Source organism: Pseudomonas lactucae (genome assembly GCF_016937615.1).
Classification (GTDB): domain Bacteria; phylum Pseudomonadota; class Gammaproteobacteria; order Pseudomonadales; family Pseudomonadaceae; genus Aquipseudomonas; species Aquipseudomonas lactucae.
The window spans coordinates 1-24,238 of sequence record NZ_JAFHKI010000037.1; the positions used below are offsets into that span (position 1 = coordinate 1).

At 62.1% G+C, this 24,238-nt stretch carries 13 protein-coding genes and 6 pseudogenes; 13 read left to right on the forward strand and 6 right to left on the reverse strand.

From position 1 onward, the window contains the following. The first annotated feature begins 132 nt into the window (after positions 1 to 132). From JWR98_RS07855 to JWR98_RS07870, 4 genes and pseudogenes are all read left to right on the forward strand, one after another. Positions 133 to 914, forward strand: a pseudogene (locus JWR98_RS07855) (sugar phosphate isomerase/epimerase family protein). Continuing rightward, a complete protein-coding gene (locus JWR98_RS07860) occupies positions 907 to 1,848 on the forward strand; it encodes a sugar kinase (RefSeq protein WP_205489694.1) in 942 nt (313 codons plus the stop codon). The pseudogene JWR98_RS07855 and the gene JWR98_RS07860 overlap by 8 nt, the downstream one beginning before the upstream one ends. Positions 1,849 to 1,893: 45 nt before the next feature. Further along, on the forward strand, positions 1,894 to 3,186 hold the full coding sequence (locus JWR98_RS07865) for an MFS transporter (RefSeq protein ID WP_205489696.1): 1,293 nt from the start codon (positions 1,894 to 1,896) through the stop codon (positions 3,184 to 3,186). Then, positions 3,183 to 4,160 carry an NAD(P)-dependent oxidoreductase gene (locus JWR98_RS07870; protein ID WP_078733037.1) on the forward strand — a complete coding sequence of 326 codons (978 nt, stop codon included), beginning with the start codon at positions 3,183 to 3,185 and terminating at the stop codon, positions 4,158 to 4,160. The genes JWR98_RS07865 and JWR98_RS07870 overlap by 4 nt, the downstream gene beginning before the upstream one ends. Before the next feature lie 136 nt (positions 4,161 to 4,296). Here the strand turns inward: JWR98_RS07870 and nirD are convergent, their stop codons facing one another. Beyond that, a complete protein-coding gene (gene nirD, locus JWR98_RS07875; protein WP_078733036.1) occupies positions 4,297 to 4,659 on the reverse strand; it encodes a nitrite reductase small subunit NirD in 363 nt (120 codons plus the stop codon). Further along, a pseudogene (gene nirB, locus JWR98_RS07880) lies at positions 4,659 to 7,219 on the reverse strand (nitrite reductase large subunit NirB). Before nirB ends, nirD begins: the two are co-directional and overlap by 1 nt. A gap of 576 nt (positions 7,220 to 7,795) precedes the next feature. Here nirB and JWR98_RS07885 point away from each other — a divergent pair. The 3 genes and pseudogenes from JWR98_RS07885 (at position 7,796) to JWR98_RS30115 (ending at position 13,872) form a co-directional block, all read left to right on the forward strand. After that, positions 7,796 to 11,781 (forward strand): annotated as a pseudogene (locus tag JWR98_RS07885) (bifunctional nitrate reductase/sulfite reductase flavoprotein subunit alpha). 231 nt (positions 11,782 to 12,012) lie between these two features. After that, positions 12,013 to 13,017, forward strand: a pseudogene (locus JWR98_RS30110) (cache domain-containing protein); the annotation flags it as partial. A gap of 87 nt (positions 13,018 to 13,104) precedes the next feature. Continuing rightward, positions 13,105 to 13,872, forward strand: coding sequence for a methyl-accepting chemotaxis protein (locus JWR98_RS30115; protein ID WP_408637309.1), 768 nt, complete (start codon positions 13,105 to 13,107; stop codon positions 13,870 to 13,872). A 30-nt stretch (positions 13,873 to 13,902) separates the two neighbouring features. Here the strand turns inward: JWR98_RS30115 and JWR98_RS07895 are convergent, their stop codons facing one another. Together JWR98_RS07895 and JWR98_RS07900 are read right to left on the reverse strand one after the other, a co-directional pair. Further along, complete coding sequence (locus JWR98_RS07895; protein ID WP_078733033.1) at positions 13,903 to 14,676, reverse strand: nucleotidyltransferase domain-containing protein; 774 nt, start codon at positions 14,674 to 14,676, stop codon at positions 13,903 to 13,905. Then, entirely contained in the window at positions 14,673 to 15,152 is a 480-nt protein-coding gene (locus tag JWR98_RS07900) for a P-loop nucleotide/nucleoside kinase family protein (protein ID WP_003174272.1), read from the reverse strand. The genes JWR98_RS07895 and JWR98_RS07900 overlap by 4 nt, the downstream gene beginning before the upstream one ends. 170 nt (positions 15,153 to 15,322) lie before the next feature. Between JWR98_RS07900 and JWR98_RS07905 the strand changes: the two genes are divergently transcribed. Both JWR98_RS07905 and JWR98_RS07910 read left to right on the forward strand, forming a co-directional pair. Continuing rightward, positions 15,323 to 15,736 (forward strand): DUF2231 domain-containing protein, encoded by a 414-nt coding sequence (locus tag JWR98_RS07905; protein WP_078733032.1) that lies wholly within the window; start codon positions 15,323 to 15,325, stop codon positions 15,734 to 15,736. Continuing rightward, positions 15,733 to 17,025: a PQQ-dependent sugar dehydrogenase gene (locus JWR98_RS07910; RefSeq protein ID WP_205489698.1), complete on the forward strand. Its 1,293-nt coding sequence runs from the start codon at positions 15,733 to 15,735 to the stop codon at positions 17,023 to 17,025. Before JWR98_RS07905 ends, JWR98_RS07910 begins: the two co-directional genes overlap by 4 nt. A gap of 105 nt (positions 17,026 to 17,130) precedes the next feature. Here the strand turns inward: JWR98_RS07910 and JWR98_RS07915 are convergent, their stop codons facing one another. Then, positions 17,131 to 18,534, reverse strand: a complete 1,404-nt coding sequence (locus JWR98_RS07915) for an MFS transporter (RefSeq protein ID WP_205489699.1) — start codon at positions 18,532 to 18,534, stop codon at positions 17,131 to 17,133. A 301-nt stretch (positions 18,535 to 18,835) separates the two neighbouring features. Between JWR98_RS07915 and proP the strand changes: the two genes are divergently transcribed. Further along, positions 18,836 to 20,338: a glycine betaine/L-proline transporter ProP gene (gene proP / locus JWR98_RS07920; RefSeq protein ID WP_078733030.1), complete on the forward strand. Its 1,503-nt coding sequence runs from the start codon at positions 18,836 to 18,838 to the stop codon at positions 20,336 to 20,338. A 51-nt stretch (positions 20,339 to 20,389) separates the two neighbouring features. After that, positions 20,390 to 20,896 carry a GAF domain-containing protein gene (locus tag JWR98_RS07925; RefSeq protein WP_141063960.1) on the forward strand — a complete coding sequence of 169 codons (507 nt, stop codon included), beginning with the start codon at positions 20,390 to 20,392 and terminating at the stop codon, positions 20,894 to 20,896. On the opposite strand, the pseudogene JWR98_RS07930 reads toward JWR98_RS07925, so the two are convergent. Beyond that, positions 20,871 to 21,793: pseudogene (locus JWR98_RS07930) on the reverse strand (AraC family transcriptional regulator). The gene JWR98_RS07925 and the pseudogene JWR98_RS07930 overlap by 26 nt on opposite strands. Before the next feature lie 164 nt (positions 21,794 to 21,957). On the opposite strand from JWR98_RS07930, the gene JWR98_RS07935 reads away from it, so the two are divergent. After that, positions 21,958 to 22,980: an alpha/beta hydrolase gene (locus tag JWR98_RS07935; RefSeq protein WP_078733027.1), complete on the forward strand. Its 1,023-nt coding sequence runs from the start codon at positions 21,958 to 21,960 to the stop codon at positions 22,978 to 22,980. Beyond that, positions 22,980 to 24,165: pseudogene (locus tag JWR98_RS07940) on the forward strand (MFS transporter). The gene JWR98_RS07935 and the pseudogene JWR98_RS07940 overlap by 1 nt, the downstream one beginning before the upstream one ends. The last annotated feature ends 73 nt before the right edge of the window (positions 24,166 to 24,238 follow it).

The window sequence follows — 24,238 nt, forward strand, 5'->3', positions numbered from 1 at the left end:
GGAGCGGGCTTGCCCGCGAATGCGGTGTGTCAGCCACTTCCAAGCTAACTGACACACCGCATTCGCGAGCAAGCCCGCTCCCACATTTTGTTCTGCGCATGAAAATGAAACCGGTTTCAGAGGTAAACAACAATGCATAAATACCCCGTCTCCATCAGCCTTTCCAGCTACGGCGCCGACCTGGTTCGCCAGCAGGGCCAATTGAGTTTTGTCGCGCTGCTGAGCGCTGCCGGTGCCCAGCGCATTGAATGGCGTGAAGAACTGCTCACCACCGAGCAACCGACCGAACTGGCCCAGGCCGCTGCAGAACAAGGCCTGGAATCAGTATTTTCCTCGCCCTTGGAGCTGTGGGTCGCCGGCCGTGCCCAGCCCAATGCAGAGCTGGCCGCTACCCTGGACCGTGCCCAGGCTTTTGGTTCGGGCTGGCTGAAGGTGTCCCTCGGTTACTTCACCGACACCAACGACCTGGAAAACCTGCACGCCCTGCTCAATCGCCACCCGGTCAAACTACTGGTGGAAAACGACCAGACCCTGCACGGCGGGCGCATTGAACCGATGCAACGGTTTTTCACCGAAGTCGAACGCCTGGGCCTGCCGGTGAAAATGACCTTCGACATCGGCAACTGGCAGTGGCAAGACCAATCCGCGCTCACCGCCGCGCGTTTGCTGGGCCGGCATGTGGACTACCTGCACTGCAAGGCCGTGGCCCGTCGCGCCGACGGCAAGCTCTTGGCCTTGCGCCGGGCGCCACCGACCTGCATCTGTGGGAACAACTGCTCAAACACATGACTCAAGGTATTACCCGGGCGGTGGAATTTCCGTTGCAGGGCGATGACCTGATCGAAGTCACCGCACAACAGGTCGTGACCCTGGCCCACCTTGGCCAACCCCATGTGGAGAACGCCCATGTCTGAGATCGATATCCTCTCGTTTGGCGAAACCATGGCGATGTTTGTCGCCGAACAGACTGGCGACCTGGCCCAGGTCGGGCAGTTTCACAAACGCATTGCCGGCGCCGACAGCAACGTCGCCATCGGCTTGTCGCGCCTGGGGTTCAACGTGGCGTGGCTGAGCCGCGTGGGCAACGATTCCCTCGGGCGCTTTGTGGTCGATACCTTGACTAAAGAAGGGCTCGATTGCCGCCATGTGGCCGTCGACCCACTGCACCCCACCGGCTTTCAACTCAAGTCCCGTGAAGAAGCCGGCGCAGACCCTCAAGTGGAGTATTTTCGCAAAGGTTCGGCGGCCAGCCACTTGTCCATCGACGCCATCCACCCGACGCTGCTGCAAGCCCGCCATTTGCATGCCACCGGCATTCCGCCAGCGCTATCCGACGCCACCCGCGCACTGTCGTTCGAGCTGATGACGCAAATGCGCAAGGCCGGGCGCAGCGTGTCATTCGACCCGAACCTGCGCCCGTCCCTGTGGGCCAGCCAGGCGCGGATGATCCGCGAAATCAACGCCCTGGCCGCTCTGGCCGACTGGGTGTTGCCGGGCCTGGGCGAAGGTCGCCTGCTGACCGGTTTCGACGACCCAGAAGACATCGCCGCGTTCTATCTCGACCAGGGCGCTGAAGCCGTGGCGATCAAGCTGGGCTCCGAGGGCGCCTATTATCGCACCCATATGGACCAGGGTTTTGTCGCCGCCGTACCGGTGGCCAAAGTAGTGGATACCGTGGGCGCCGGCGATGGCTTTGCGGTGGGCATGATCAGCGCCCTGCTGGAAAACTCAAGCTTCCCCGAGGCCGTGCAGCGCGGCAATTGGATCGGCAGCCGCGCCGTGCAGAGCCGCGGCGATATGGAGGGTTTGCCGACCCGCGCTGAATTACCCACCCGATCCGTTGCGTGACCCGTTACCTGTTGCCACAACTACAACAAGCTCAGGAGCAACCCCATGGAAACCGTGAAACTCGCCACCCGCCGCTGGTGGTACATCATGCCTATCGTGTTCATCACCTACAGCCTGGCCTACCTGGACCGCGCCAACTACGGCTTCGCCGCCGCGTCCGGCATGGCCGAAGACCTGATGATCACGCCGGGCATGTCTTCTCTGCTCGGCGCGCTGTTTTTCCTTGGCTACTTTTTCTTCCAGGTGCCGGGGGCGATCTATGCGCAAAAGCGCAGCGTCAAGAAACTGATCTTCGTCAGCCTGATCCTCTGGGGCGGCTTGGCCACGCTGACTGGCGTGGTGTCCAACGCCTACATGCTGATCGTCATCCGCTTCATGCTCGGGGTGGTCGAGGCCGCCGTGATGCCGGCCATGCTGGTGTACCTGTGCCACTGGTTCACCCGTGCCGAACGCTCGCGGGCCAACACCTTCCTGATCCTCGGCAACCCGGTGACCATGCTGTGGATGTCGGTGGTCTCGGGCTATCTGGTGCAGCATTTCAGCTGGCGCTGGATGTTTATCATCGAGGGCCTGCCGGCGGTGTTGTGGGCGTTTATCTGGTGGCGCCTGGCCGACGAGCGTCCCAAGGATGCACAGTGGCTGAGCGACGCCGAAAAGCACAGCCTGGAAACCGCTCTCGCCGCCGAGCAGGTGGGGATCAAGGCCGTGAAGAACTACGCCGAGGCGTTCCGTTCGCCCAAGGTGATCATTCTCGCCCTGCAGTTCTTTTGCTGGAGCATTGGCGTGTACGGCTTCGTGCTGTGGTTGCCGTCGATCCTCAAGGCCGGTTTGCAGATGGACATGGTCGAAGCCGGCTGGCTCTCGGCGCTGCCCTACCTGGCGGCGGTGATCGGCATGCTGGTGGTGTCCTGGGGTTCGGACAAGCTGCAAAAACGTAAGCGTTTTGTCTGGCCGCCGCTGCTGATTGCGTCGATTGCCTTCTACGCGTCCTACGTGCTGGGAGCCGAACATTTCTGGTGGTCCTACACCCTGCTGGTGATCGCCGGGGCGTGCATGTACGCACCCTATGGTCCGTTTTTCGCCATCGTCCCGGAGATACTGCCGGCCAACGTCGCCGGTGGCGCCATGGCGCTGATCAATAGTATGGGCGCCCTGGGCTCGTTCGGCGGCTCGTACCTGGTGGGTTACCTCAATAGCAGCACCGGTTCGCCCGGCGCGTCGTACCTGCTGATGAGCGGCGCGCTGATGCTCTCGGTGGTGCTGACGATTTTCCTTAAGCCCGGCGCCAGTGACCGCACTCCGGCGCCAACCCTGGAATTGAAGGTAAAAACCTCATGAAAAAGTCTGTCGTGCTGTACAAAAAACTCTCTGCCCCGCTCATGGCTCGCCTGCATGAGCAGGTCGAGGTCACGCTGATCGACGCACTGGATGAAACCGGCCTGGCCAAGCTGCGCGATGCCCTGCCTACCGCCCACGGCCTGCTGGGGGCAAGCCTGCGCCTGGACGCACGGCTACTCGACCTGGCACCCCAGCTGGAAGCCGTGGCCAGCGTTTCGGTGGGCGTCGACAACTACGACATCGATTACCTGACCGAGCGCCGCATCCTGCTCAGCAACACGCCCGATGTGCTCACCGAAACCACCGCCGACACCGGTTTTGCACTGATTCTGGCCACCGCCCGGCGCGTAGTGGAACTGGCCGACATGGTGCGCGCCGGCCAATGGCACAAGAACATCGGCCCGGCGCATTTCGGCAGCGACGTGCACGGCAAGACCCTGGGCATCATCGGCATGGGCCGCATCGGTGAAGCCCTGGCCCAGCGCGGGCACTTCGGTTTCGGCATGCCGGTGATCTACCACAGCCATTCACCCAAGCCTCGGGTCGAAGAACGCTTTGGCGCGCAGTACCGCAACCTGCAAGACTTGCTCAAGGAGGCCGATTTCGTCTGCCTGACCCTGCCGCTCACGGCTGAAACCGAAAAGCTGATTGGCGCTGAAGAATTCGCGCTGATGGGCCCGGAGACGATCTTTATCAATATCTCGCGGGGCAAGGTGGTGGATGAGGCGGCACTGGTCGAGGCGTTGCAGCAGCGCACGATTCGCGCGGCGGGGCTGGATGTGTTCGAGCGCGAGCCGTTGAATCACGACTCGCCGTTGTTACGGTTAAACAATGTGGTGGCGACGCCGCATATCGGTTCGGCGACGCATGAGACGCGCGAAGCGATGGCCCGGTGTGCGGTGGATAATCTGCTGGCGGCGCTAGCCGGTGAAAAGCCAAAAAATCTGGTGAATCCAGGGGCCTGGAAGCAGTAACCCCTGACACACCCTCATCGGGGCATAGGTATCCACACAATTTTAACGGGACCACGCGTAGCAAGGGTTCGCTCAAGTTGTGTAGATACCCAGCTCATCGGGGGCAAGCCCTCTCCCACATTTGGACCGCGTTGCCTCAGTTGACTCCGAGTTGAACCACCCCCTCATTCAACCGCACCGGCCACACCCGCAAACGCTGGTTCGGCGCCTCCAGGCACTGGCCGTCCTGCAAGCGGTAATGCTGTTTGTAAATCGGCGCAGCCACCACCAGGTCCCCCTTGATACTGCCCACCAGACCACGCCCGATCACGTTCGCGCCGGATTCCGGGTCGTGGTTGTCGATGGCGTACAGCGTCTGGCCCTGCCTGTCGGGCAGGTAGAACAGCGCCACCTGCGCGCCATCAAGCCATACCACCACGCCGGAATGACTCACCAGGTCGGTCTCGTTGCACACGCTTTTCCAGGTGGCCAGGTGTCGCTGAGTGTTGAGCTGGCTCATCAGGCAATCTCCTCGATGACGGGAATCAGGTTGAGTTCGGCGGCCATGATCGGCCGGCGCTGGCCGCGTTCCTGGACAAAGTGGATGTCCGGGTCGGGGCGCTTGTCGTTGACGAAGGTGCGGAAGCGCTTGAGTTTTTCCGGGTCCTTGAGGGCGTTGGCCCATTCGCATTCGTAGCGGTCGACCACCAGTTGCATCTGCGCTTCCAACTCCGCCCCCAGGCCCAGGCTGTCGTGCAGGATCACGTCCTTGAGGAAATCCAGGCCGCCTTCCAGGCTTTCGCGCCACACCGAGGTGCGTTGCAGCTTGTCGGCGGTGCGGATGTAGAACATCAGGAAGCGGTCGATGTACTGGATCAGCGTGGCGTCGTCGAGGTCAGTGGCGAACAGTTCGGCATGGCGTGGGCGCATGCCGCCGTTGCCGGCGATGTAGAGGTTCCAGCCTTTCTCGGTAGCGATCACGCCGACATCCTTGCTCTGCGCTTCGGCGCACTCACGGGTGCAGCCGGACACCGCGAACTTGAGCTTGTGCGGCGAACGCAGGCCCTTGTAGCGGTCCTCGATCAGCAGCGCCATTTTCACACTGTCCTGCACGCCGTAGCGACACCAGGTGCTGCCCACGCAAGACTTCACCGTACGCGTGGATTTGCCGTAGGCATGCCCGGTTTCGAAGCCGGCGGCGATCAGCTCGGCCCAGATGTCCGGCAGCTCATGCAGTTGCGCGCCAAACAGGTCGATGCGCTGGCCGCCGGTGATCTTGGTGTAGAGGTCGTATTTCTTCGCCACTTCACCGATCACGATCAGCTTGTCGGCAGTGATCTCTCCGCCCGGAATGCGCGGCACCACCGAGTAGGTGCCGTTCTTTTGCATATTGGCCATGAAGGTGTCGTTGGTATCCTGCAACGGCACCAGCGAGGCGTCCATGATCGGCTGGTTCCAGCACGACGCCAGGATCGAGCCCACCGCCGGTTTGCATACATCACAGCCGATATGGCCACGACCGTGCTTGGCCAACAGTTCCTCGAAGGTGAGTATCCCTTCCACGCGTACCAGGGCGTACAACTCCTGACGGGTATAGGCGAAGTGTTCGCACAGGCTCTTGTCGACGCTGACGCCACGGGCAATCAGCTCATGCTCGAAGACTTGCTTGAGCAGGCCGGCGCAGCCCCCGCAACCGGTGCAGGCCTTGGTCTGCGACTTGAGCAGGCCGAGGTCGCTGCAACCGGCATCGATGGCCGAGCAGATCGCGCCCTTGTTGACGTTGTGGCACGAGCAGACGGTGGCCGATTCCGGCAACGCGCCAGGGCCCAGGGTCGGCGCGCGGCGGACGACGGCAGGATCAGGCTGGCCGGTTCGGCCGGCAACGCAATAGCGTTCTGCATATATTGCAGCAAGGTGTCGTAGTAGCTGTTATCGCCGACCAGCACCGCGCCGATCACGTGCTTGCCGCTGGCGTCCACCACCAGCCGGCGGTAACTGGCGCTGGCTTCGTCGATGAACTGATAGCTGCGCGCGCCCGGCGTGTGGGCATGGGCGTCGCCAATGGAGCCTACATCGACGCCGAGCAGTTTGAGTTTGGTCGACATATCGGCACCGACAAAAGGCTCGGCGGCCTGCCCGCACAACAGCGCGGCGACGCCTCGGGCCATCTGATAGCCCGGTGCGACCAGACCGAACAGGCTGCCGTTCCACGAGGCACACTCGCCAATCGCATAGATGTGCGGGTCGCAGCTCAAGCATTCGTCGTTGATCGCCACCCCGCCACGCGGACCGATCTCCAGACCGGCCTCGCGCGCCAGGGCATCCTGGGCGCGGATACCGGCGGAGAACACGATCAGGTCGGTTTCAAGGAATTCGTCATTGGCAAAGTTCATGCGGTAGCGGTACTGCTCGCCCGCGCTGATCGACTGGGTGGCGCGGGACAGGTGCACACCGACGCCCAAACGCTCGATCTGGGTCTTGAGCGCCAAGCCGCCAAAATCATCCAGTTGCACCGGCATCAGGCGCGGCGCGAATTCCACCACGTGAGCTTCCAGGCCGAGGCTTTTGAGGGCATTGGCCGCTTCCAGGCCGAGCAGGCCACCGCCGACCACCACGCCACGCCGGGCATTGGCCGCCGCGGCGCGAATGGCATCAAGGTCTTGCAGGGTGCGATACACCAGGCGCGAATCGCCTTCGGCGCCTTCAATCGGCGGCACGAACGGGTAAGAGCCGGTGGCCAGTACCAAGGTGTCGTAGGTCACGCAGCCTTGGGCGGTGATCACCTCGCGGCGCGCGCGGTCGATTTCCAGTACCGGCACGCCCAAGTGCAAGGTGATGCCCGGCGTCTGGTACAACGACGCCTCGGACAGCGCCAGCGACTCGGCATCGCGGCCGGTGAAGTACTCGGACAAATGCACACGGTCGTAGGCACGCATCGGCTCTTCGCTGAACACATGCAGATGGTAGTGCTCCAGCGCACCGCGCTCGATCAATTGCTCAACACAGTGGTGGCCGACCATGCCATTGCCAACGACGACCAGGGTTTTCAGCGCTTTCAGATTGGCGTTCTTGAAATTCATATCAGCACCCGACAACACTCATCACGGTTAAAAAAAGCAAAAAAAAACGCCTGAAACCTTGCGGTTCCAGGCGTCTTTGCCTGTTCTTTGGCGGGATCGGTTCGGACGACATCGCCGGATCCATCGCTTTATGCCCATGACCTGTATGGCCTGTCGATCGTCGTTGACCGAGTGGGGTTGAGGGTGAGCTTGCAGGCTCTGTGCCAATTGGTCACGGAGCCGCATGCACGGCCACTAAAGCTGCCTACCCCTGCCAGATCGCCTTTGACTGCGCCTCCCTCTGGTGCACCTCGCCTCATAAAAGTGCGTTTGCGTGGCGAGGGAGCTTGCTCCCGCTGGGCTGCGAAGCGCCCTTAAAGCGGGCTACTGCTGCGCTGTCGAACGGGAGCAAGCGCCCTCGCCACGGTGCGTTATCCAATTGAAATAGAAGCTGGCGCGTGACTTGCTAGGAACACGTCAAGAGCAATCAACGCTGATTGCCCACACACGACAAAGGCGCCGTGCAGCCCCCGTTCCAAACGGAGGGGTGCAGGGCGCTTTTTTGTTGTCGGGCAAAAAAAGTATCGAGGGTGACGGATGGCAAACCAGAACGTACGCAGCGTGTGTCCTTATTGTGGGGTGGGCTGCGGCATCGTCATGCAGGTCGAACACAATAAAGTGGTCAAGGTGATCGGCGACAAGGCCCACCCCACCAACGCCGGTCGCCTGTGCACCAAGGGCACCACCTGCGGGCAGGCCATCGCCGATTCAGGGCGCATGGAAAATGCCTACCTGCGTGAGCAGCGTGACCACGACCCGGTACGCCTGGCCATGGACACGGCCATCAGCGAAACCGCCGGCCGCCTGCGCGGCATCCTCGACACCCATGGTCCCGATGCGCTGGCGTTCTACGTGTCCGGGCAGATGTCGCTGGAGGCGCAATACCTGATCAACAAGTTGGCCAAGGGCTTCGTGCGCACCCGCCATATCGAATCCAACTCGCGCCTATGCATGGCCAGCGCCGGCAGCGGCTACAAACTGTCGCTGGGCGCCGACGGGCCACCCGGCTCCTACGATGACTTTGAGCGCGCCGACCTGTTCTTTGTGATCGGCGCGAACATGGCCGACTGTCACCCGATCCTGTTCCTGCGCATGATGGACCGGGTCAAGGCCGGTGCGAAGCTGATCGTGGTCGACCCACGGCGCAGCGCCACCGCCGATAAGGCCGACCTGTATCTGCCGATCAAACCGGGCACCGACCTCGCCTTGCTCAACGGCCTGCTGCACCTGCTGGTGAAAAATGGCCACACCGACCCGGCCTTCATTGCCGCGTTCACCGAGGGCTGGGAGGCTATGCCAGGTTTCCTTGACGACTACCCGCCGCACAGCGTCGCCCGGATTACCGGTTTGGCCGAAGCGGATATTCGCCAAGCCGCCGACTGGATCGGCGCGGCCGCCGAGTGGATGAGTTGCTGGACCATGGGGCTGAACCAGAGCACCCACGGCACCTGGAACACCAACGCCCTGTGCAACCTGCACCTGGCCACCGGCGCGATCTGCCGCCCCGGCAGCGGGCCGTTTTCCCTCACCGGCCAACCCAACGCCATGGGCGGCCGCGAGATGGGCTATATGGGGCCTGGCCTGCCGGGGCAACGCTCGATGCTGGTGGAAGCCGATCGCGCCTTTATCGAGGACCTGTGGCAAATCCCCCCTGACAGCCTGCCGCGCGAGGCCGGCGGCGGCACCGTGGCGATGTTCGAAGAAATGGCTGCCGGGCAGATCAAGGCCTGCTGGATCATCTGCACCAACCCGGTGGCCAGCGTGCCGAACCGGCAGACCGTGATCGACGGCTTGCGTAGCGCCGAACTGGTGATCACCCAGGATGCGTTCCTCGACACCGAGACCAACCGCTACGCCGACATCCTGCTGCCCGGCGCGCTGTGGGCCGAGGCCGAAGGGGTGATGATCAACTCCGAACGCAACCTGACCCTGATGCAAAAAGCCGTCGAGGCGCCCGGCGACACCTTGCCCGACTGGCAGATCATCGCCAGGGTCGCGTGTGCAATGGGCTTTGCCGACGCCTTCACCTACGCCTGCGCCAGCGAGGTGTTTGAAGAGATCAAACGCGCCTGGAACCCCAAGACCGGCTACGACATTCGCGGCGCCAGTTACTCGCGCCTGCGTGAACAACCGCTGCAATGGCCGCTCGCCGCGGCCGATGCACCGGCGCGCAACCCCATCCGCTACCTTGATCAGGGCACCCTCACCTTCGCCACCGACAGCGGCAAAGCTCAGTTCTTCGCGCGTCCGCACCTGCCGCCGGCGGAAATGCCCGACGACGCCTTCCCCTTCGTGCTTAACACCGGCCGCGTGCAGCACCAGTGGCACACCCTGACCAAGACCGGCAAGGTCGCCACCTTGAACAAGCTCAACCCCGGCCCGTTCGTGGAAATTCACCCGGAGGATGCGGCACGCCTGGGCATCAAGGCCAAGGATTCGATAGAGGTGCGCTCCCTGCGTGGCCGCGCGGTGCTGCCCGCGGTGATCACCGACCGCGTACGCCCCGGCAGCTGTTTTGCGCCCTTTCACTGGAACGATGTGTTTGGCGAACACCTGGCGATCAACGCCGTGACCCACGACGCCGTCGACCCGATTTCGCTGCAGCCCGAGTTCAAGTGCTGCGCGGTTGCCCTGGCGCGGGTCGAGCTGATCGACCACCAGTTCCTCGACCAACCGGGCACCACCCATCCTGACCTTGCAGAGAACCTCGCCATGTCGCGCCTGGACGCCTTCGCCGAACTTGCCGGTATCCGCAACGTGCCGGCGCCGCTCCTGAGTGAGAGCGAGCGCACCTACCTCGCCGGGTTCCTCAGCGGCCTGCGGTCGGCGTCGGCCGCCAGGCCCAAGGGGTGCCGGTGATGCCGGCGAGCGCACCGTTGGCCCAGGCGTCGCGCGTGTGGCTGGACGGCTTGCTCGGGGGGCTATTCAGTCGCACACAAACCACCCCAGCGCCCTCCCCCGATGTCACCTTGTTGTGGGCCTCGCAAACCGGCAACGCCGAAGCGTTGGCCGAACGGTTTGCCAAACGCCTGCGGGAGGCCGGCATCAGCGTGGAGCTCAGCGCGATGGCGGACTTCCCGGCCAGCAAGTTGGCGAGCACGCAGAACCTGGCGCTGATCAGCAGCACCTTCGGCGACGGCGACGCGCCGGACAATGGCGAAGCGTTCTGGCACAGCCTCAGCACCGTCGAGACACGCCTGGAGTCCCTGCGTTTTGCGGTGCTGGCCCTGGGCGATCCTAATTACGAGCAGTTCTGCAAGCACGGCAAGCGCCTCGACCAGCGGCTGCTGGAATTGGGCGCCACGCGCCTGTTGGAGCGGGTGGACTGCGACACCGAATTCGAAGAGCGCGCCGATGCCTGGCTGATGCGCTTGCAGCAAACCCTGCACCCGACCAAGTCCATCATCCAAGCCACACCTGCCGGCAAAACCAAGCTGCATGGCTCACGGCTGCTGCTCAACCGGCACCTGAACCCCCACAGCCCACATAAGGAAACCCGCCAGTTCGCCCTCGACCTCGCGGACTCCGGGCTGACCTACGAAGCCGGTGATGCTCTGGGGGTGCGGCCGCGCAACTGCCCGGAATTAGTCAGCGAATTGCTTGACCTGACGCGCCTTGACGCCAACACCACGGTGAACATCGACACCTTCGGCGACGTGCCGCTGCAACAGGCCCTGACCCAGCATTTCGAAATCGCCCGGCCCAGCAGCGAAACCCTTGCCTTTATCGCCGAGCGCAGCGCCAACCCAGGTCTTGAGCAGTTACTGCGGCCCGAGCACAAGAGCGAACTGAACGACTGGCTGTGGGGCCGGCAACTGGTGGATGTGCTGCAGCACTACCCCATCGACTGTTCGGCGGACGAGTTGCTCGGCACCCTCAGGCGCCTGCAACCGCGCCTGTATTCAATCGCCTCCAGTGCCAAGGCGCACCCGCGGGAAGTCCACCTCACCGTGGCGGCGGTGCGTTATGGCAAGCGCAAGGGCGTGTCCTCGACCTTCCTCGCCGACCGTGTCGGTGACGGCGAGGTGCCGGTGTTCGTGCAGCCGTCCAAACACTTCCGCGCACCCCGCGACGGCGATATGCCGATGATCATGATCGGCCCCGGGACCGGCGTAGCGCCGTTCCGCGCGTTTTTGCAGGAGCGCCGCGCCCTGGGGCATCAGGGGCGCAACTGGTTGTTCTTTGGCGAACAGCACGCCGCCAGCGACTTCTACTATCAGGACGAACTGCAAGGCATGCAGCGCGACGGTTTGCTCACCCATCTGAGCCTGGCGTTTTCCCGTGACCAGGCGCAAAAAATCTACGTGCAGGACCGCATCCGCGAACAGGGCGCCGAGCTGTGGCGCTGGTTGCAGGACGGCGCCAGGCTTTACATCTGCGGCGATGCCAGTCACATGGCCAAGGATGTCGACCAGGCATTGCGCCAGGTGGCGCAAACCCACGGCGGGCTTGGCGCCGAGAGTGCCATCGAGTACTGGCGTCAGTTGAGCGAGCAGAAACGTTATCTGCGTGATGTGTATTGATTGGATACAGAACAATCGGGTTTTGTATTGTGTACAAAAAACCCTAAAGTTTTATCCAGTCAGGGCCGAGACATCATTGATAGCAAATCGCCGGTGTTCTTTTTATAGAACGTGACGATTTAACCGCCCTCTACGCCGATGGTCGTCTCGATGAAAATAAAGAATAAGCTGGTGCTGGCTTTTGTCTCGGTTGCGTTTATCCCGGTAAGCCTGGTGGCCGTGATCTCTGTGATGAACACACGGACCCAGGCGGTCGATCAGTTCATCGACGGCAGTACCCGGGAAATCCGCCAGATCGATGGCAACATCCGCCAGTTCTTCGACGGCACGCAGCAAAACGTCGATCAGATGGCCACCGATCCTGTGTACACATCTATCGATACGCTGAAGAACTACCAGCCCGCCGACGCGGCGAGCCAGCCGATGCCCGCGCCGGCGCAAACGGTGATCGACCGCTTCGCGCGCTTTGGCGCCACCCACCCGGCGGCGGCGATCCTGTCCATCGGCCTGGAAGACGGCACCTACGTCAAATGGCCGGATGACCCGCAACTGGCCAAATACGATCCGCGCGCGCGCCCCTGGTACAAGGCGGCGATGGCCAGCCCCGGCAAAACCGTGCGCACCCCGGCGTATTACTACGACAAAGACGACGTGGCCCTGGTGGGCACCGCGCGGGCGTTGCTGGACAACGCCGGCAAAGCCAAGGGCGTGTTCGTGGTCAGCGTGTCGCTGAAAAACCTCACAGAGCTGGTCAAGAGCATCAAGCTTGGCGAAAGCGGCTACGTGATGCTGATCGAAGACGGCGTGGTGCTGGTCGACCCGCGCGACGCGGCCCATAGCTTCAAACCGCTCAAGGACCTCGGCGCGGCCTATGCGCACCTGGCGGATACAGCGCAGGGCTCTACCGAAGTCGAGATCAATGGCGTGCGCTATATGGCCAACGTGTGGACCTCCCCTGGCCTGGGCTGGCGTTATATCGGCCTGATCGAACACAACGAAGTCATGGCCGAAGCCACGCGCATGACCTACATCACCGCGATCATCGTCGGCGTGCTGGTGCTGGTCTTCGGGTTGCTCGCGGCGGCGTTTTCCAAGGTTATCGTCAAACCCATCGGCCAGGTCAGCACCGGCTTGCAGTCCATCGCCGAGGGTGAGGGCGACCTGCGCCACTCGCTGCAGGTGCAAGGCAAGGACGAAACCGCCGAACTGGCGGGCTGGTTCAACAAGTTTCTCGCGGCCATTCGCCAACTGATCCAGCACATCGGCGCCGCCTCGACCAACTTGCAGAACGCCTCCAAGGTCAACAGTGAGGTGGCGCATAACATGAACGAGGCCGCCGGACGCCAGCGCGAAGCGGTGGAACTGGTGTCGACCGCGTTCAACGAAATGGTCGCCACGGCCAACGAAGTGGCCCGCTCTTGCAGCAGCGCCGCCGAGTCGGCCGAGAACGGCCACCGCCGCGTGGCCGAGGGCAAGCAGCAGATCGAGGTCACCACCGACAACGTCAACCGCCTGGGCCGGCGCCTGAGCGAATCGTCCCAGGCCATGGTCGAGTTGGAAGCCGGTAGCCGCAGCATCAACCAGATCCTCGGCACCATCCGTGCGATTGCCGAACAGACCAACCTGCTGGCACTCAATGCCGCCATCGAAGCCGCCCGCGCCGGTGATCAGGGCCGTGGCTTTGCCGTGGTGGCCGACGAAGTGCGCGCACTGGCCAAGCGCACCTCGGACTCCACCGGCGAGATCGAACACCTGCTCGGCACCCTCGGCAGCAAGACCGAAGAAGTCACGCAAAAAATGAGCAGTTGCCTGGACCTGTCAAAGGCCAGCGTGTCGTCCATCGAAAGCGCACGGGGCAGCTTTGAGGGGATCGAACTGTCGGTCAACGAAATCCGCGACCAGAACCTGCAGATCTCCGCCGCCGCCGAGGAACAACACAGCGTGGCCGAGGAGATCAACCGGCATATCCAGCAGATCTACGACGAAGCACGGCTGGTGGAAAGCCTGGCCAACTCGGCGCAGGACGACTCGGGGCGGTTGTCGGACCTGTCGGATGAGCTGAATGGGCTAGTGGGGCGTTTCAAGTCGTAGAACGTTGGCAACAACCCAGGCCGGCGGTGGCTATTTTTGAAGTGAAACCATCCAGCTCAGAAAAGCTTGAAGCCGGCTAGAAAAGTGACCGGCCTCAGCCTCAGGGTTTCTGGCTTCGAACAAAAAGAACGCTATCTGGGTCACTTTGGCCGGATAACATCGGACGAACATCGCTGCATGCTCTTCAAGTGTTTGCGGCCATGACGATGCATCATCCAGGCACACGGCATGCGTGGCCCTGATCAGTTTTCGCGAGGCTTCACGCTGCAGGCGAAGGCGCACCTGCTCGGTATCGACGCGTGCGATGCGGGCAAGGTACCCGGCCAGCACCTGTTCAACGTCACCGTTCACCGCCAGGGCGATTTCACGGGACGGCCGAAACCGCTCGAAGTGCTGCGACAGGTCGTTGCCCCAGATGCAACGGCAATGGTGCTTGAGCCAGTAGCCCCAGCTATGTCTGTTTTCGGCCGCCAGTACCTGCGAGCGGCTGCCGATATCGAAATCGATCTTGGTGACCTGGGGATGTCGCTGCTCCAGTTCGTGGCGGATCGCCTCCAATTGTTCCAACACCTGCGCAGTTGCCGGTTCGTGCAGCACCAACGTGAGGTCCAGGTCGGAAACACCGGGTACGGCATCCCCTCTCGCGACGCTGCCGTAAAGATAAATCCCGTCCAACCCGATGCCCGCCTGCGGGAGCGAAGCGCAAACATCGGCAAGCAGTGGCTGGTATTGACGCTGCACCGGTCGATCCGAGACAGTGAGGATAAAGCCGTCCGCATCCAGGCCCGTAGCCGCAGTTCTCATGCGCGATGCACCTCAATCACCACCCCCTCCTCTTCACTCGGCACACAAAAATGGCGCGTGATCAGATCAAACTCGGCATCCGTCGCGGCGAAATCGTGCTCACCGCGCGCATTGCGCGCATGCAGCCGTGCGCGGCACGTGTCGTCGTCAAGTTCGAGGTAGTGCAGGCGGTGCGGCACCTGGGCCGCCTGGGCCAGGCCAAACAGCCATTCGCGCTGGCTCAGGGTATTGGCCGGAAAATCCAGCACCACGTTATTGCCTGACGCCAGCAGATTGATGACCAGCGGCCCCATGACGCCACGAATGCGCTGGGCGCAGCGCAGGTAATCGGCCAGTGACAGAATTTCACCGGGGTACAACTGCGCAAGCCAATGGTCTTCGCCGAGCAGTATCGCGCCGTGTTCAGCGGTGAGGGTGTTGGCAAGCGTTGACTTGCCCGAGGCGATCTTGCCGCACAGCAGGTGCAGGGTCGGCATGGGGTGCTTTCCTTTGTGTGGCCTTGAAGCATGCCATCTTTGACGCTGTTTCATAACATTTCAGCGTCAATTGCCCTGAACTTTCCTACTGGCGCTGCGTTCACTTCCTATGTGCTGCCCCGACCTGGGGCGTTGATAACGTTGGAAAACAACAAGGAGCCGCCGCCACCATGACTACCCTCGCAACTTATCGACCCACGCCAGGCCCGCTGCACGCGACGTTGCTCGCGGGCACCGTGCCGTTGTTCCTTGGCGCCCTGCTCAGTGACATTGCCTACGGCCAGACCTACCAGATTCAATGGGCCAACTTCGCCTCGTGGCTGATCGCCGGCGCGCTGGTGTTTGCCGGGCTCGCGCTGTTGTTTGCGCTGGTCAATCTGGTGCGCGCCGAACACAAGGCAGGGCAACCGCTCGTGTACTTTCTACTGGTATTGGCAACCTGGGTGCTCGGGCTGATCAACGCCTTCCAGCATGCCAAGGACGCCTACGCGATGATGCCCGCCGGCCTGGTGCTGTCGGCGATCGTGAGCGTACTGACGCTTGCGGCGACCTGGACCGGCCTGCGTTCGGGAGGTGCCCGATGAAAACGTCGCACACGTTGACGTTGCTGACTGCGGCCCTGCTGTTGAGCGCTTGCGGTGGCGAAGGTGACAAGACCCAGGCCCGCGGACCCGATCCCAAGCTGCCGGAGCAACAGAGCAGCCTGGTACCGAGCATGAAAATCGCCGAGCCAACCCCCTGGGGCGAGCAGAAACCCAAGGTGCCGGAGGGCTACAGCATCACCGCCATCGCCACCGACCTGGCCATCCCGCGCCAGACCCTGGTACTGCCCAACGGTGACATCCTCATCGCCGAGGGCCGTGGCGGCAGTGCGGCCAAGCTCAAGCCCAAGGATGTGATCGCCAGCGTGATCAAGGCCCAGGGCAACACCCAGGTCAAGGGCGGCAACCGCCTGACCCTGCTGCGCGATGCCGACGGTGACGGCACCTACGAACTGAAAACAGTCTTCGCCGACAACCTCAACGCGCCCTACGGCCTGGCGTATGCCGATGGCAAGCTGTATGTGGCCAACCAGGATGCACTGCTGCGTTTCAATTACACCGATGGCCAGACCAAAGCCGACGGCGTACCGACCAAGGTCACCGACTTGCCGGCGCAGATCAACCATCACTGGACCAAATCCCTGGCCATCAGCGCCGACGGGCGTCAGCTGTATGTGGGCATCGGCTCCAACAGCAACATCACTGAGCGTGGCATGGAAGTGGAGATCGACCGTGCCATGGTCTGGCAGATCGACGCTGCCACCGGCGCGCATAAACCCTACGCCACCGGCCTGCGCAACCCCACGGCACTGACCCTTCAACCCGGCACCGGGCAACTGTGGACAGTGGTTAATGAACGTGACGAACTCGGCCCCGACCTGGTGCCCGATTACCTGACGTCGGTGCGTGAAGGCGCCTTCTACGGCTGGCCCTACAGCTACTGGGGCCAGAACGTCGACCCGCGCGCGCAACCGCAGAACCCGGCCAAAGTCGCCGCCGCGATCAAGCCGGATTACAGCCTGGGCTCCCACGTGGCCGCACTGGGCGTGGACTTTTCCATCCCGGCCATGGGCGAGAAGTTTGCCGATGGGGTGTTTGTGGGCGAGCACGGCAGCTGGAACCGCCCGAACCCGGTGGGCTACAAGGTGATCTTCGTGCCTTTCCGTGATGGCAAGCCTTCGGGCGAACCGATTGATTTTGCGACCGGCTTTCGCGGAGACGACGGCAAGACCCGCGGGCGTCCGGTGGGGGTGACGGTGGACCCCAAAGGCGCGCTGATCATCGCCGATGACCTGGCCAACACCGTGTGGCGGGTGACGCGGACTCAGTAACCGCTGATGCCTGTCTGCCTGATGGCGATCCAGATGTGGGAGGGGCCAAGTCGAATTGCCGCACCGCCCCTCCCCCATCGAAAAACCTCGCTACTCGCTGGTTTTTTACAGATCAGTAATTTCCTTGTGACGCGGCACCAGGCTCTTCATCACGCTCCAAGCCACCAGATACGCCAGCGCGCAGATAGCGAACATGATCATGTAGCCGGTGTGGATGTCGTTGATCGACTTGTAGTAATCGAACACCCAGCCGCCGATCTTGGTCATCACCACGCCGCCGAGACCACCGGCCATGCCACCAATCCCCACCACCGAGGCCACGGTTTTCTGCGGGAACATGTCGGACACGGTAGTGAAGATATTGCACGACCACGCCTGGTGCGCGGAGGCGCCCACGCCGATCAGCAGTACCGGCACCCAGAAGCTGATATAGCCCAGCGGCTGTGCCAGTAGCACCACCAGCGGGAACAATGCGATCACCAGCATGGCCTTCATGCGCCCGTCATACGGCGCATCGCCGCGCGCCATGAAGTAGCTGGGGAACCAGCCGCCGCCGATGCTGCCAACCATGGTCATGCTGTACAGCACGGCCAGCGGCATCACGATATCGGCGCCTTTCATGCCGTACTGCGCCGACAGGTAGGTGGGCAGCCAGAACAGGAAGAACCACCACACGCCGTCGGTCATGAACTTGCCGAAGGCAAAGGCCCAGGTCTGGCGGTAGGTCAGCAGCTTGAACCACGAGACTTTTTTCTCGACCGCGCCGGCGGGCGCCTTGGCGAACGGCTGCAGGGTCTGATCGCTACGGATGTAGGCAAGTTCTTCGGCCGAAAGACGTTTTTGCTGCTCGGGCTTTTCGTACACCGCCGCCCACACCGCCACCCATACGAAGCCAAGCATGCCGATGACCATAAAGGCAGCTTCCCAGCCCCACATGCCGGCAATCAAGGGCACGCAGATCGGCGCCAGGATCGCGCCGACGTTGGCACCGGAGTTGAAAATGCCAGTGGCCAGGGAGCGTTCTTTCTTCGGGAAATATTCGGCGGTGGCCTTGATCGCAATCGGGAAGTTACCCGCCTCGCCAATCGCCAGTACTGCGCGGGAGAGCATGAAACCGGCAATCGACACCGGAATCACCGCCAGCCCGATGGCGCCGCTGACGGCAGCGATGCCCTCGCCCATCGGCACTGAGAACGCGTGCATGATCGCGCCGGTGGACCAGATCGCAATCGCGATCACATAGGCGGCCTTGGTGCCGATCTTGTCGACAAAGCGCCCGGCGAACAGCATCGAAATCGCATACACAAACTGGAACACCGCCGCGATGTTGGCGTAGTCGGTGTTGCTCCAGCCAAACTGCGTCGACAGCTGCGGCGCCAGCAGGCTGAGAACCTGGCGATCAAGGTAGTTGACGGTGGTGGCGAAAAACAGCATCGCGCAGATGGTCCAGCGATAGTTGCCGACCGCCTGGCCAACACGATGGGCACTGATGGGCTCGTTCAGATTCATGGCATCACTTTTATTTTTGTTAGGTAGGACATACGTAACGTCATATGTCGTCGTACAACTGTGGCTTTTATATCGGGCCGCCATCGGGGTGTCAATCTGAAAATTCGCGAATTGTCTAGGCATTGCTTGGTTACCAGACGTTTCAAGAAAACCCGGTTGTAGGATGACAAAAGCGATTTTTCGTCAATCGAGAAAAAACACGCCTGCAGGTGAATTATTTCACCTGCGCTTGTATCTGAACTGACAGAGCGGTGCTGTCGCGGTGATAGCACCTCCCCTGTTCGGTTTTAGAGTGGTCCGCATGAAATTACGAAAAAAAAGCGTCAAGCCCATTGGGCTGAATGACATCACCATTGTCGACGACACCAAGGTGCGCAAGGCGATCACCGCCGCCGCCCTGGGCAATGCCATGGAATGGTTCGATTTTGGCGTCTACGGGTTTGTCGCTTATGTGCTCGGCAAGGTGTTCTTCCCGGACGCCTCGCCCAGCGTACAAATGATCGCCGCACTCGGTACGTTCTCGGTGCCGTTCCTGATTCGGCCCCTGGGCGGCCTGTTTTTCGGCGCGCTCGGCGATAAATACGGGCGGCAGAAAGTCCTCGCCGCGACCATCGTGATCATGTCGCTCAGTACCTTCGCCATCGGCCTCATCCCCGGCTATGCGTCCATCGGTATCTGGGCGCCGATCCTGTTGCTGCTGTGCAAGATGGCCCAAGGCTTCTCGGTCGGCGGCGAATACACCGGGGCGTCGATTTTCGTCGCCGAATACGCGCCGGACCGCAAGCGCGGTTTCCTCGGCAGTTGGCTGGACTTCGGTTCCATTGCCGGTTTCGTACTGGGTGCGGGTGTGGTGGTGCTGATTTCCAGCGTCCTGGGTGAAGCCGATTTCGAAGCCTGGGGCTGGCGCCTGCCGTTCTTCCTCGCCCTGCCCCTGGGCATCATCGGCCTGTACCTGCGCCACGCGCTGGAGGAAACTCCGGCGTTCCAGCAGCATATGGACAAACTTGAACAAGGCGACCGCGAAGGCCTGAGCCACGGCCCCAAAGTCTCGTTCAAGGAAGTCGCCACCCAACATTGGCGCAGCCTGCTGACCTGCATCGGGATCGTCGCAGCCACCAACGTGACGTACTACATGCTGCTCACCTACATGCCCAGCTACCTGTCGCATAACCTGCACTACAAAGAAAACAGCGGCGTGCTGATCATCATCGCGATCATGGTCGGCATGCTGTTCGTGCAGCCGTTCATTGGTTTTGTCAGCGATAAGATCGGCCGCAAGCCGTTCATCATCACTGGCAGTATCGGCCTGCTGTTTCTGTCCATTCCGGCGTTCATGCTGATCACCAGCGGCAAGATCGGCCTGATCTTCGCCGGCCTCCTGATCCTGGCGGTGATCCTCAACTTCTTTATCGGCGTGATGGCCTCGACATTGCCGGCAATGTTCCCCACTCACCTGCGCTACAGCGCACTGGCCAGCGCGTTCAACGTTTCGGTGTTGATCGCCGGTGTCACCCCGACCGCCGTGGCCTGGCTGGTGGAAAGCACCAACGACCTGTACATGCCCGCCTATTACCTGATGGTGTTCGCCGTGGTCGGCCTGATCACTGGCCTGACCATGAAGGAAACCGCCAACAAGCCCCTGCGTGGCGCGGCACCGGCGGCGTCGGACATGGAAGAAGCCAAGGAGTTGCTGCAGGAACACCACGACAATATCGAGCAGAAGATCGAAGACATCGATGCCGAGATTGCCGAACTGGAAGCCAAGCGCAAGAACCTGGTGCAACAACATCCACGTATCAACTAAACCCTGACCCTGCGTGGTGGCCGAGGCCACCGCGTTAAAGGAGTGTCCAGCATGCTTGCGAGCGTCACCGCCCCACAATCGCTACTCAGCGCGCAAGAACGCGCGGCGATTGCCGAAATAGAAGCCACCACCAGCATCCTGCAATTGGTCACGCGTCTTACCAACATGCGATTTGCCGGCATCGCCAAGTTCACTGACCAGGAATGGATCGTGTGTTCGGCGTACGACCCCATGGAAATGGGCATCGACGTGGACGATGTACTCGACCTGGAAACCACCCTGTGCAGCGAGTTCTGCGTCAACCCCCAGACCTTGTTCATCCCCCAGGTCAGCGCAGACGGCCGCTTTGCCGCGCGGCCCGTGGTCAAGCAATACGCAATCGAAAGTTACGCGGGTGCACCGATCTTCCTGCCCGACGGCCGCCTGTTCGGCGCACTCTGCGCGCTGGATTCCCGCGCGATGCTGTTCGACGACCCCAACCTGCCGGAAACCCTGAGCCTGTTCGCCCGGCTGATCGGCTGTATTTTTTTCGCTAATTTGACCGCGACTGATCACTGAGCATCGGCTTGCCGCGTAACCCGGCAATGTCGCGTTTGGGCGGCACGCCGAACAGCCGGCTGTACTCGCGGCTGAACTGCGACGGGCTTTCGTAGCCCACCTTGAACGCCGCGCTGGACACGTCTTGATGCTCGTTGAGCATCAACCGGCGAGCCTCGTTCAAGCGCAACCACTTCTGGTACTGCAACGGGCTCATTGCCGTGAGCTGGCGAAAATGATGATGAAACGTCGCCGCGCTCATTTGCACCCGCGCCGCCAATTCTTCCACGCGCAACACCGCATCATAATTGAGCTTGAGCCAGTCGATGGCCTTGGCGATCCGGTAACCCTGCCCGTCCACCGCACAGATCCGGCGCAGCGACCGGCCTGGTCGCTCTGCAATAGCCGGTAGTGGATTTCGCGCTGAATCAACGGGGCGAGCACTGGGATGGCTTGTGGCTCGTCGAGCAATGCCACCAACCGCGCAAACGCTTCCAGCAGGCCGTCCGTGACCATACCGATCCCCACGCCTTTGAGTACCGAGCGTTCCCGCTGGGGCGGCAGCTCACTCTGGGCGATCAGTTCGGCCAGGATGCGCAGGTCCAACCCGAAGGTCAGCCCCAGGCAGGGCTGCCGGGCGCTGGCCTCAAGCACTTCGGAATTGGCCGGAATATCCAGCGATGTCACCAAAAAACGTGAGGTGTCGTAGGGGTAGCCCTCGCCGCCCACCCACAGCTGCTTCCTACCCTGGACGACCAGCACGATGCACGGCTCGGCCATGCACACCACTGGTGCCTGAGGGTGCTCACGCCGGTAAAAACCCAGACCCGGAATCGGCGTCGGGCAGTCGCCGGGGGCGGTGACCCTTGAACCAATGGACTGCACCAGCGCATCCAGCGGCGATTGATTGATCTTCATGGCAGGCCCTTTTCTGATCATCGGACTTTACCCCGACCCACCCTTGGGCGTCTGCCGCAATGCCGCAGACTCAGAGGATCAGGCAAGTAATCCAGGGTAATGCCCTACAGAACCGTGCCCGCCCAGGGGAAAATGTACGGACCAACCCCTTCAAGGATCCACCCATGAAACACCTCTTGCTCACCCTGGGTCTGCTGGTGACGTCTTTTACTGCTCTGGGAGCCGACATGTCCAACGGTGCCGACAACTTCTACACAAGCAACAAGGTGACCGTTGAAAAAGTCACCTTCAACAATCAATACGGCATGCAGGTTGCGGGCAATCTGTTCGTGCCGAAGAACCTTGCACCGTCGTCGAAAAACGCCGCCCTGATCGTCGGCCATCCGATGGGCGCCGTCAAAGAACAGAGCGCCAATCTGTACGCCAGCAAAATGGCCGAACAGGGTTTCGTCACGCTGTCGCTGGACCTGTCGTTCTGGGGCGAAAGCGCCGGCACGCCGCGCAATGCCGTGCTGCCCGACCTGTACACCGAGGATTTCAGCGCAGCGGTGGACTTCCTCGGCACCCGCCCCCTTGTCGACCGCGAACGCATCGGCGTGATCGGTGTCTGCGGCAGCGGCAGTTTCGCCATCGCCGCGGCAAAGATCGACCCACGCCTAAAGGCTATCGCCACGGTCAGCATGTATGACATGGGCGCGGCCAATCGCAATGGCCTCAAGCACGGCCTGAGCCTGGAGCAACGCCGCCACATCCTGTTGCAGGCAGCCAATCAGCGGTATGTGGAATTCCAGGGTGGCGAAACCGTCTACACCGGCGGCACGCCCCTGACACTGACCGGCAACCCGATCGGCGACGAGTTTTTCGATTTTTACCGCACACCGCGCGGCCAGGTCACACCCGCCGGGGCATCGCCGCAGACCACCACCATGCCGACGCTGACCAGTAACGTGAAGTTCATGAACTTCTACCCGTTCAACGACATCGAGACGATCTCTCCGCGCCCGCTGCTGCTGATCGCCGGCGCCAACGCGCATTCCCTGGAGTTCAGCGAGGACGCCTACCAACGTGCGGCCGAGCCCAAGGAGCTGGTGATCATTCCCAACGCGGGTCATGTGGACCTTTATGATCGGGTCGAGCTGATCCCGTTCGCCAAGCTCACCGCCTTCTTCAACAGTCATCTCAAGTGATGGTTCATGACTCACAGGCACCGCGCTGGGGCGCGGTGCTTGCCCTGTCCCTGGCGGCGTTTGCACTGGTTGCCTCGGAGTTCATGCCGGTGAGCCTGCTGACCCCGTTGGCCGCTGACCTCGGCGTGACCCAGGGCCAGGCCGGCCAGGGCATTTCGGTGTCGGGGTTGTTTGCCTTGCTCACCAGCCTGATGATTGCCACCGTAGCGGCACGGGTTGACCGCAAGCGCCTGCTGATGGCGCTGACACTGTTGATGATCATGTCCGGCACGGTCGTGGCGTTCGCGCCGAACTACTTGGTATTCATGCTGGGCCGCGCGCTGATCGGCATCGCCATCGGCGGCTTCTGGTCGCTGTCGGCCGCCACCGCCATGCGCTTGGTGCCCGAGGCTCAGGTGCCGCGGGCGTTGGCCATGGTCAACGGCGGCAACGCACTGGCAACGGTGATTGCCGCGCCCCTGGGCAGTTTTCTCGGTGGCATGATTGGCTGGCGCGGGGCGTTTTTTTTGCGTGGTGCCGGTGGCGGTGATTGCGCTGGTATGGCTGCTGGTAAGCCTGCCACCGATCAAGGCCCGCACGAGCGCAAAAACCGCCAACGTGTTGAGTTTGATGCAGCAGGCGCCCGTGGTGATGGGCATGCTGGCCGTGAGTGTGTTTTTCATGGGCCAGTTCATGCTGTTCACCTACCTGCGGCCGTTTCTGGAGAGCGTCACACAGGTGAGCGTGTCCGGGCTGTCATTGGTGCTGTTGGCACTGGGCCTGACCGGCCTGGCAGGCACGTTCCTGATTGAGCGTTTCCTCAAGCACAGCCTGTACCGCACGTTGATCGCTATCCCGGTATTGATGGCCCTGATTGCGATGGCGTTGGTCGCCTTCGGCAGTTCGACGCTGCTGACCACTCTGTTGCTAGGCGCTTGGGGCCTGGTGGCCACTGCCGCACCGGTAGGCTGGTGGACCTGGCTGGCCAACACCCTGCCCGAGGACGCAGAGGCCGGGGGTGGTTTGATGGTGGCGATCATTCAGTTGGCCATCGCGACAGGCGCCACGATGGGTGGTGTGGTATTTGACTTCAGCGGCTATCAGGCGACGTTTGAGTTGAGCGCGGCGCTGCTCTGCGTGGCGGCGCTGCTCGCGCGGATGGCACAACGCGCCAGTGACCACGCAGTACACTGCTGCAACGCCTGATGGGTTAAATATTTCCCCAGGGCCGCCGATAGCCTGTCAAACCCCTGACTTGCCGCGAGGCCCTGCGCAAACT

What these genes read in the sequence shown, in the direction of transcription:
- JWR98_RS07935 (WP_078733027.1), top strand. Translation starts at nt 21,958, where the DNA reads ATGAAACACCTCTTGCTCACCCTGGGTCTGCTGGTGACGTCTTTTACT.
- JWR98_RS07910 (WP_205489698.1), top strand. Translation starts at nt 15,733, where the DNA reads ATGAAAACGTCGCACACGTTGACGTTGCTGACTGCGGCCCTGCTGTTG.
- JWR98_RS30115 (WP_408637309.1), top strand. Translation starts at nt 13,105, where the DNA reads ATGAACGAGGCCGCCGGACGCCAGCGCGAAGCGGTGGAACTGGTGTCG.
- JWR98_RS07870 (WP_078733037.1), top strand. Translation starts at nt 3,183, where the DNA reads ATGAAAAAGTCTGTCGTGCTGTACAAAAAACTCTCTGCCCCGCTCATG.
- JWR98_RS07900 (WP_003174272.1), bottom strand. Translation starts at nt 15,152, where the DNA reads ATGCCGACCCTGCACCTGCTGTGCGGCAAGATCGCCTCGGGCAAGTCA.
- JWR98_RS07905 (WP_078733032.1), top strand. Translation starts at nt 15,323, where the DNA reads ATGACTACCCTCGCAACTTATCGACCCACGCCAGGCCCGCTGCACGCG.
- JWR98_RS07925 (WP_141063960.1), top strand. Translation starts at nt 20,390, where the DNA reads ATGCTTGCGAGCGTCACCGCCCCACAATCGCTACTCAGCGCGCAAGAA.
- nirD (WP_078733036.1), bottom strand. Translation starts at nt 4,659, where the DNA reads ATGAGCCAGCTCAACACTCAGCGACACCTGGCCACCTGGAAAAGCGTG.
- JWR98_RS07895 (WP_078733033.1), bottom strand. Translation starts at nt 14,676, where the DNA reads ATGAGAACTGCGGCTACGGGCCTGGATGCGGACGGCTTTATCCTCACT.
- JWR98_RS07915 (WP_205489699.1), bottom strand. Translation starts at nt 18,534, where the DNA reads ATGAATCTGAACGAGCCCATCAGTGCCCATCGTGTTGGCCAGGCGGTC.
- proP (WP_078733030.1), top strand. Translation starts at nt 18,836, where the DNA reads ATGAAATTACGAAAAAAAAGCGTCAAGCCCATTGGGCTGAATGACATC.
- JWR98_RS07865 (WP_205489696.1), top strand. Translation starts at nt 1,894, where the DNA reads ATGGAAACCGTGAAACTCGCCACCCGCCGCTGGTGGTACATCATGCCT.
- JWR98_RS07860 (WP_205489694.1), top strand. Translation starts at nt 907, where the DNA reads ATGTCTGAGATCGATATCCTCTCGTTTGGCGAAACCATGGCGATGTTT.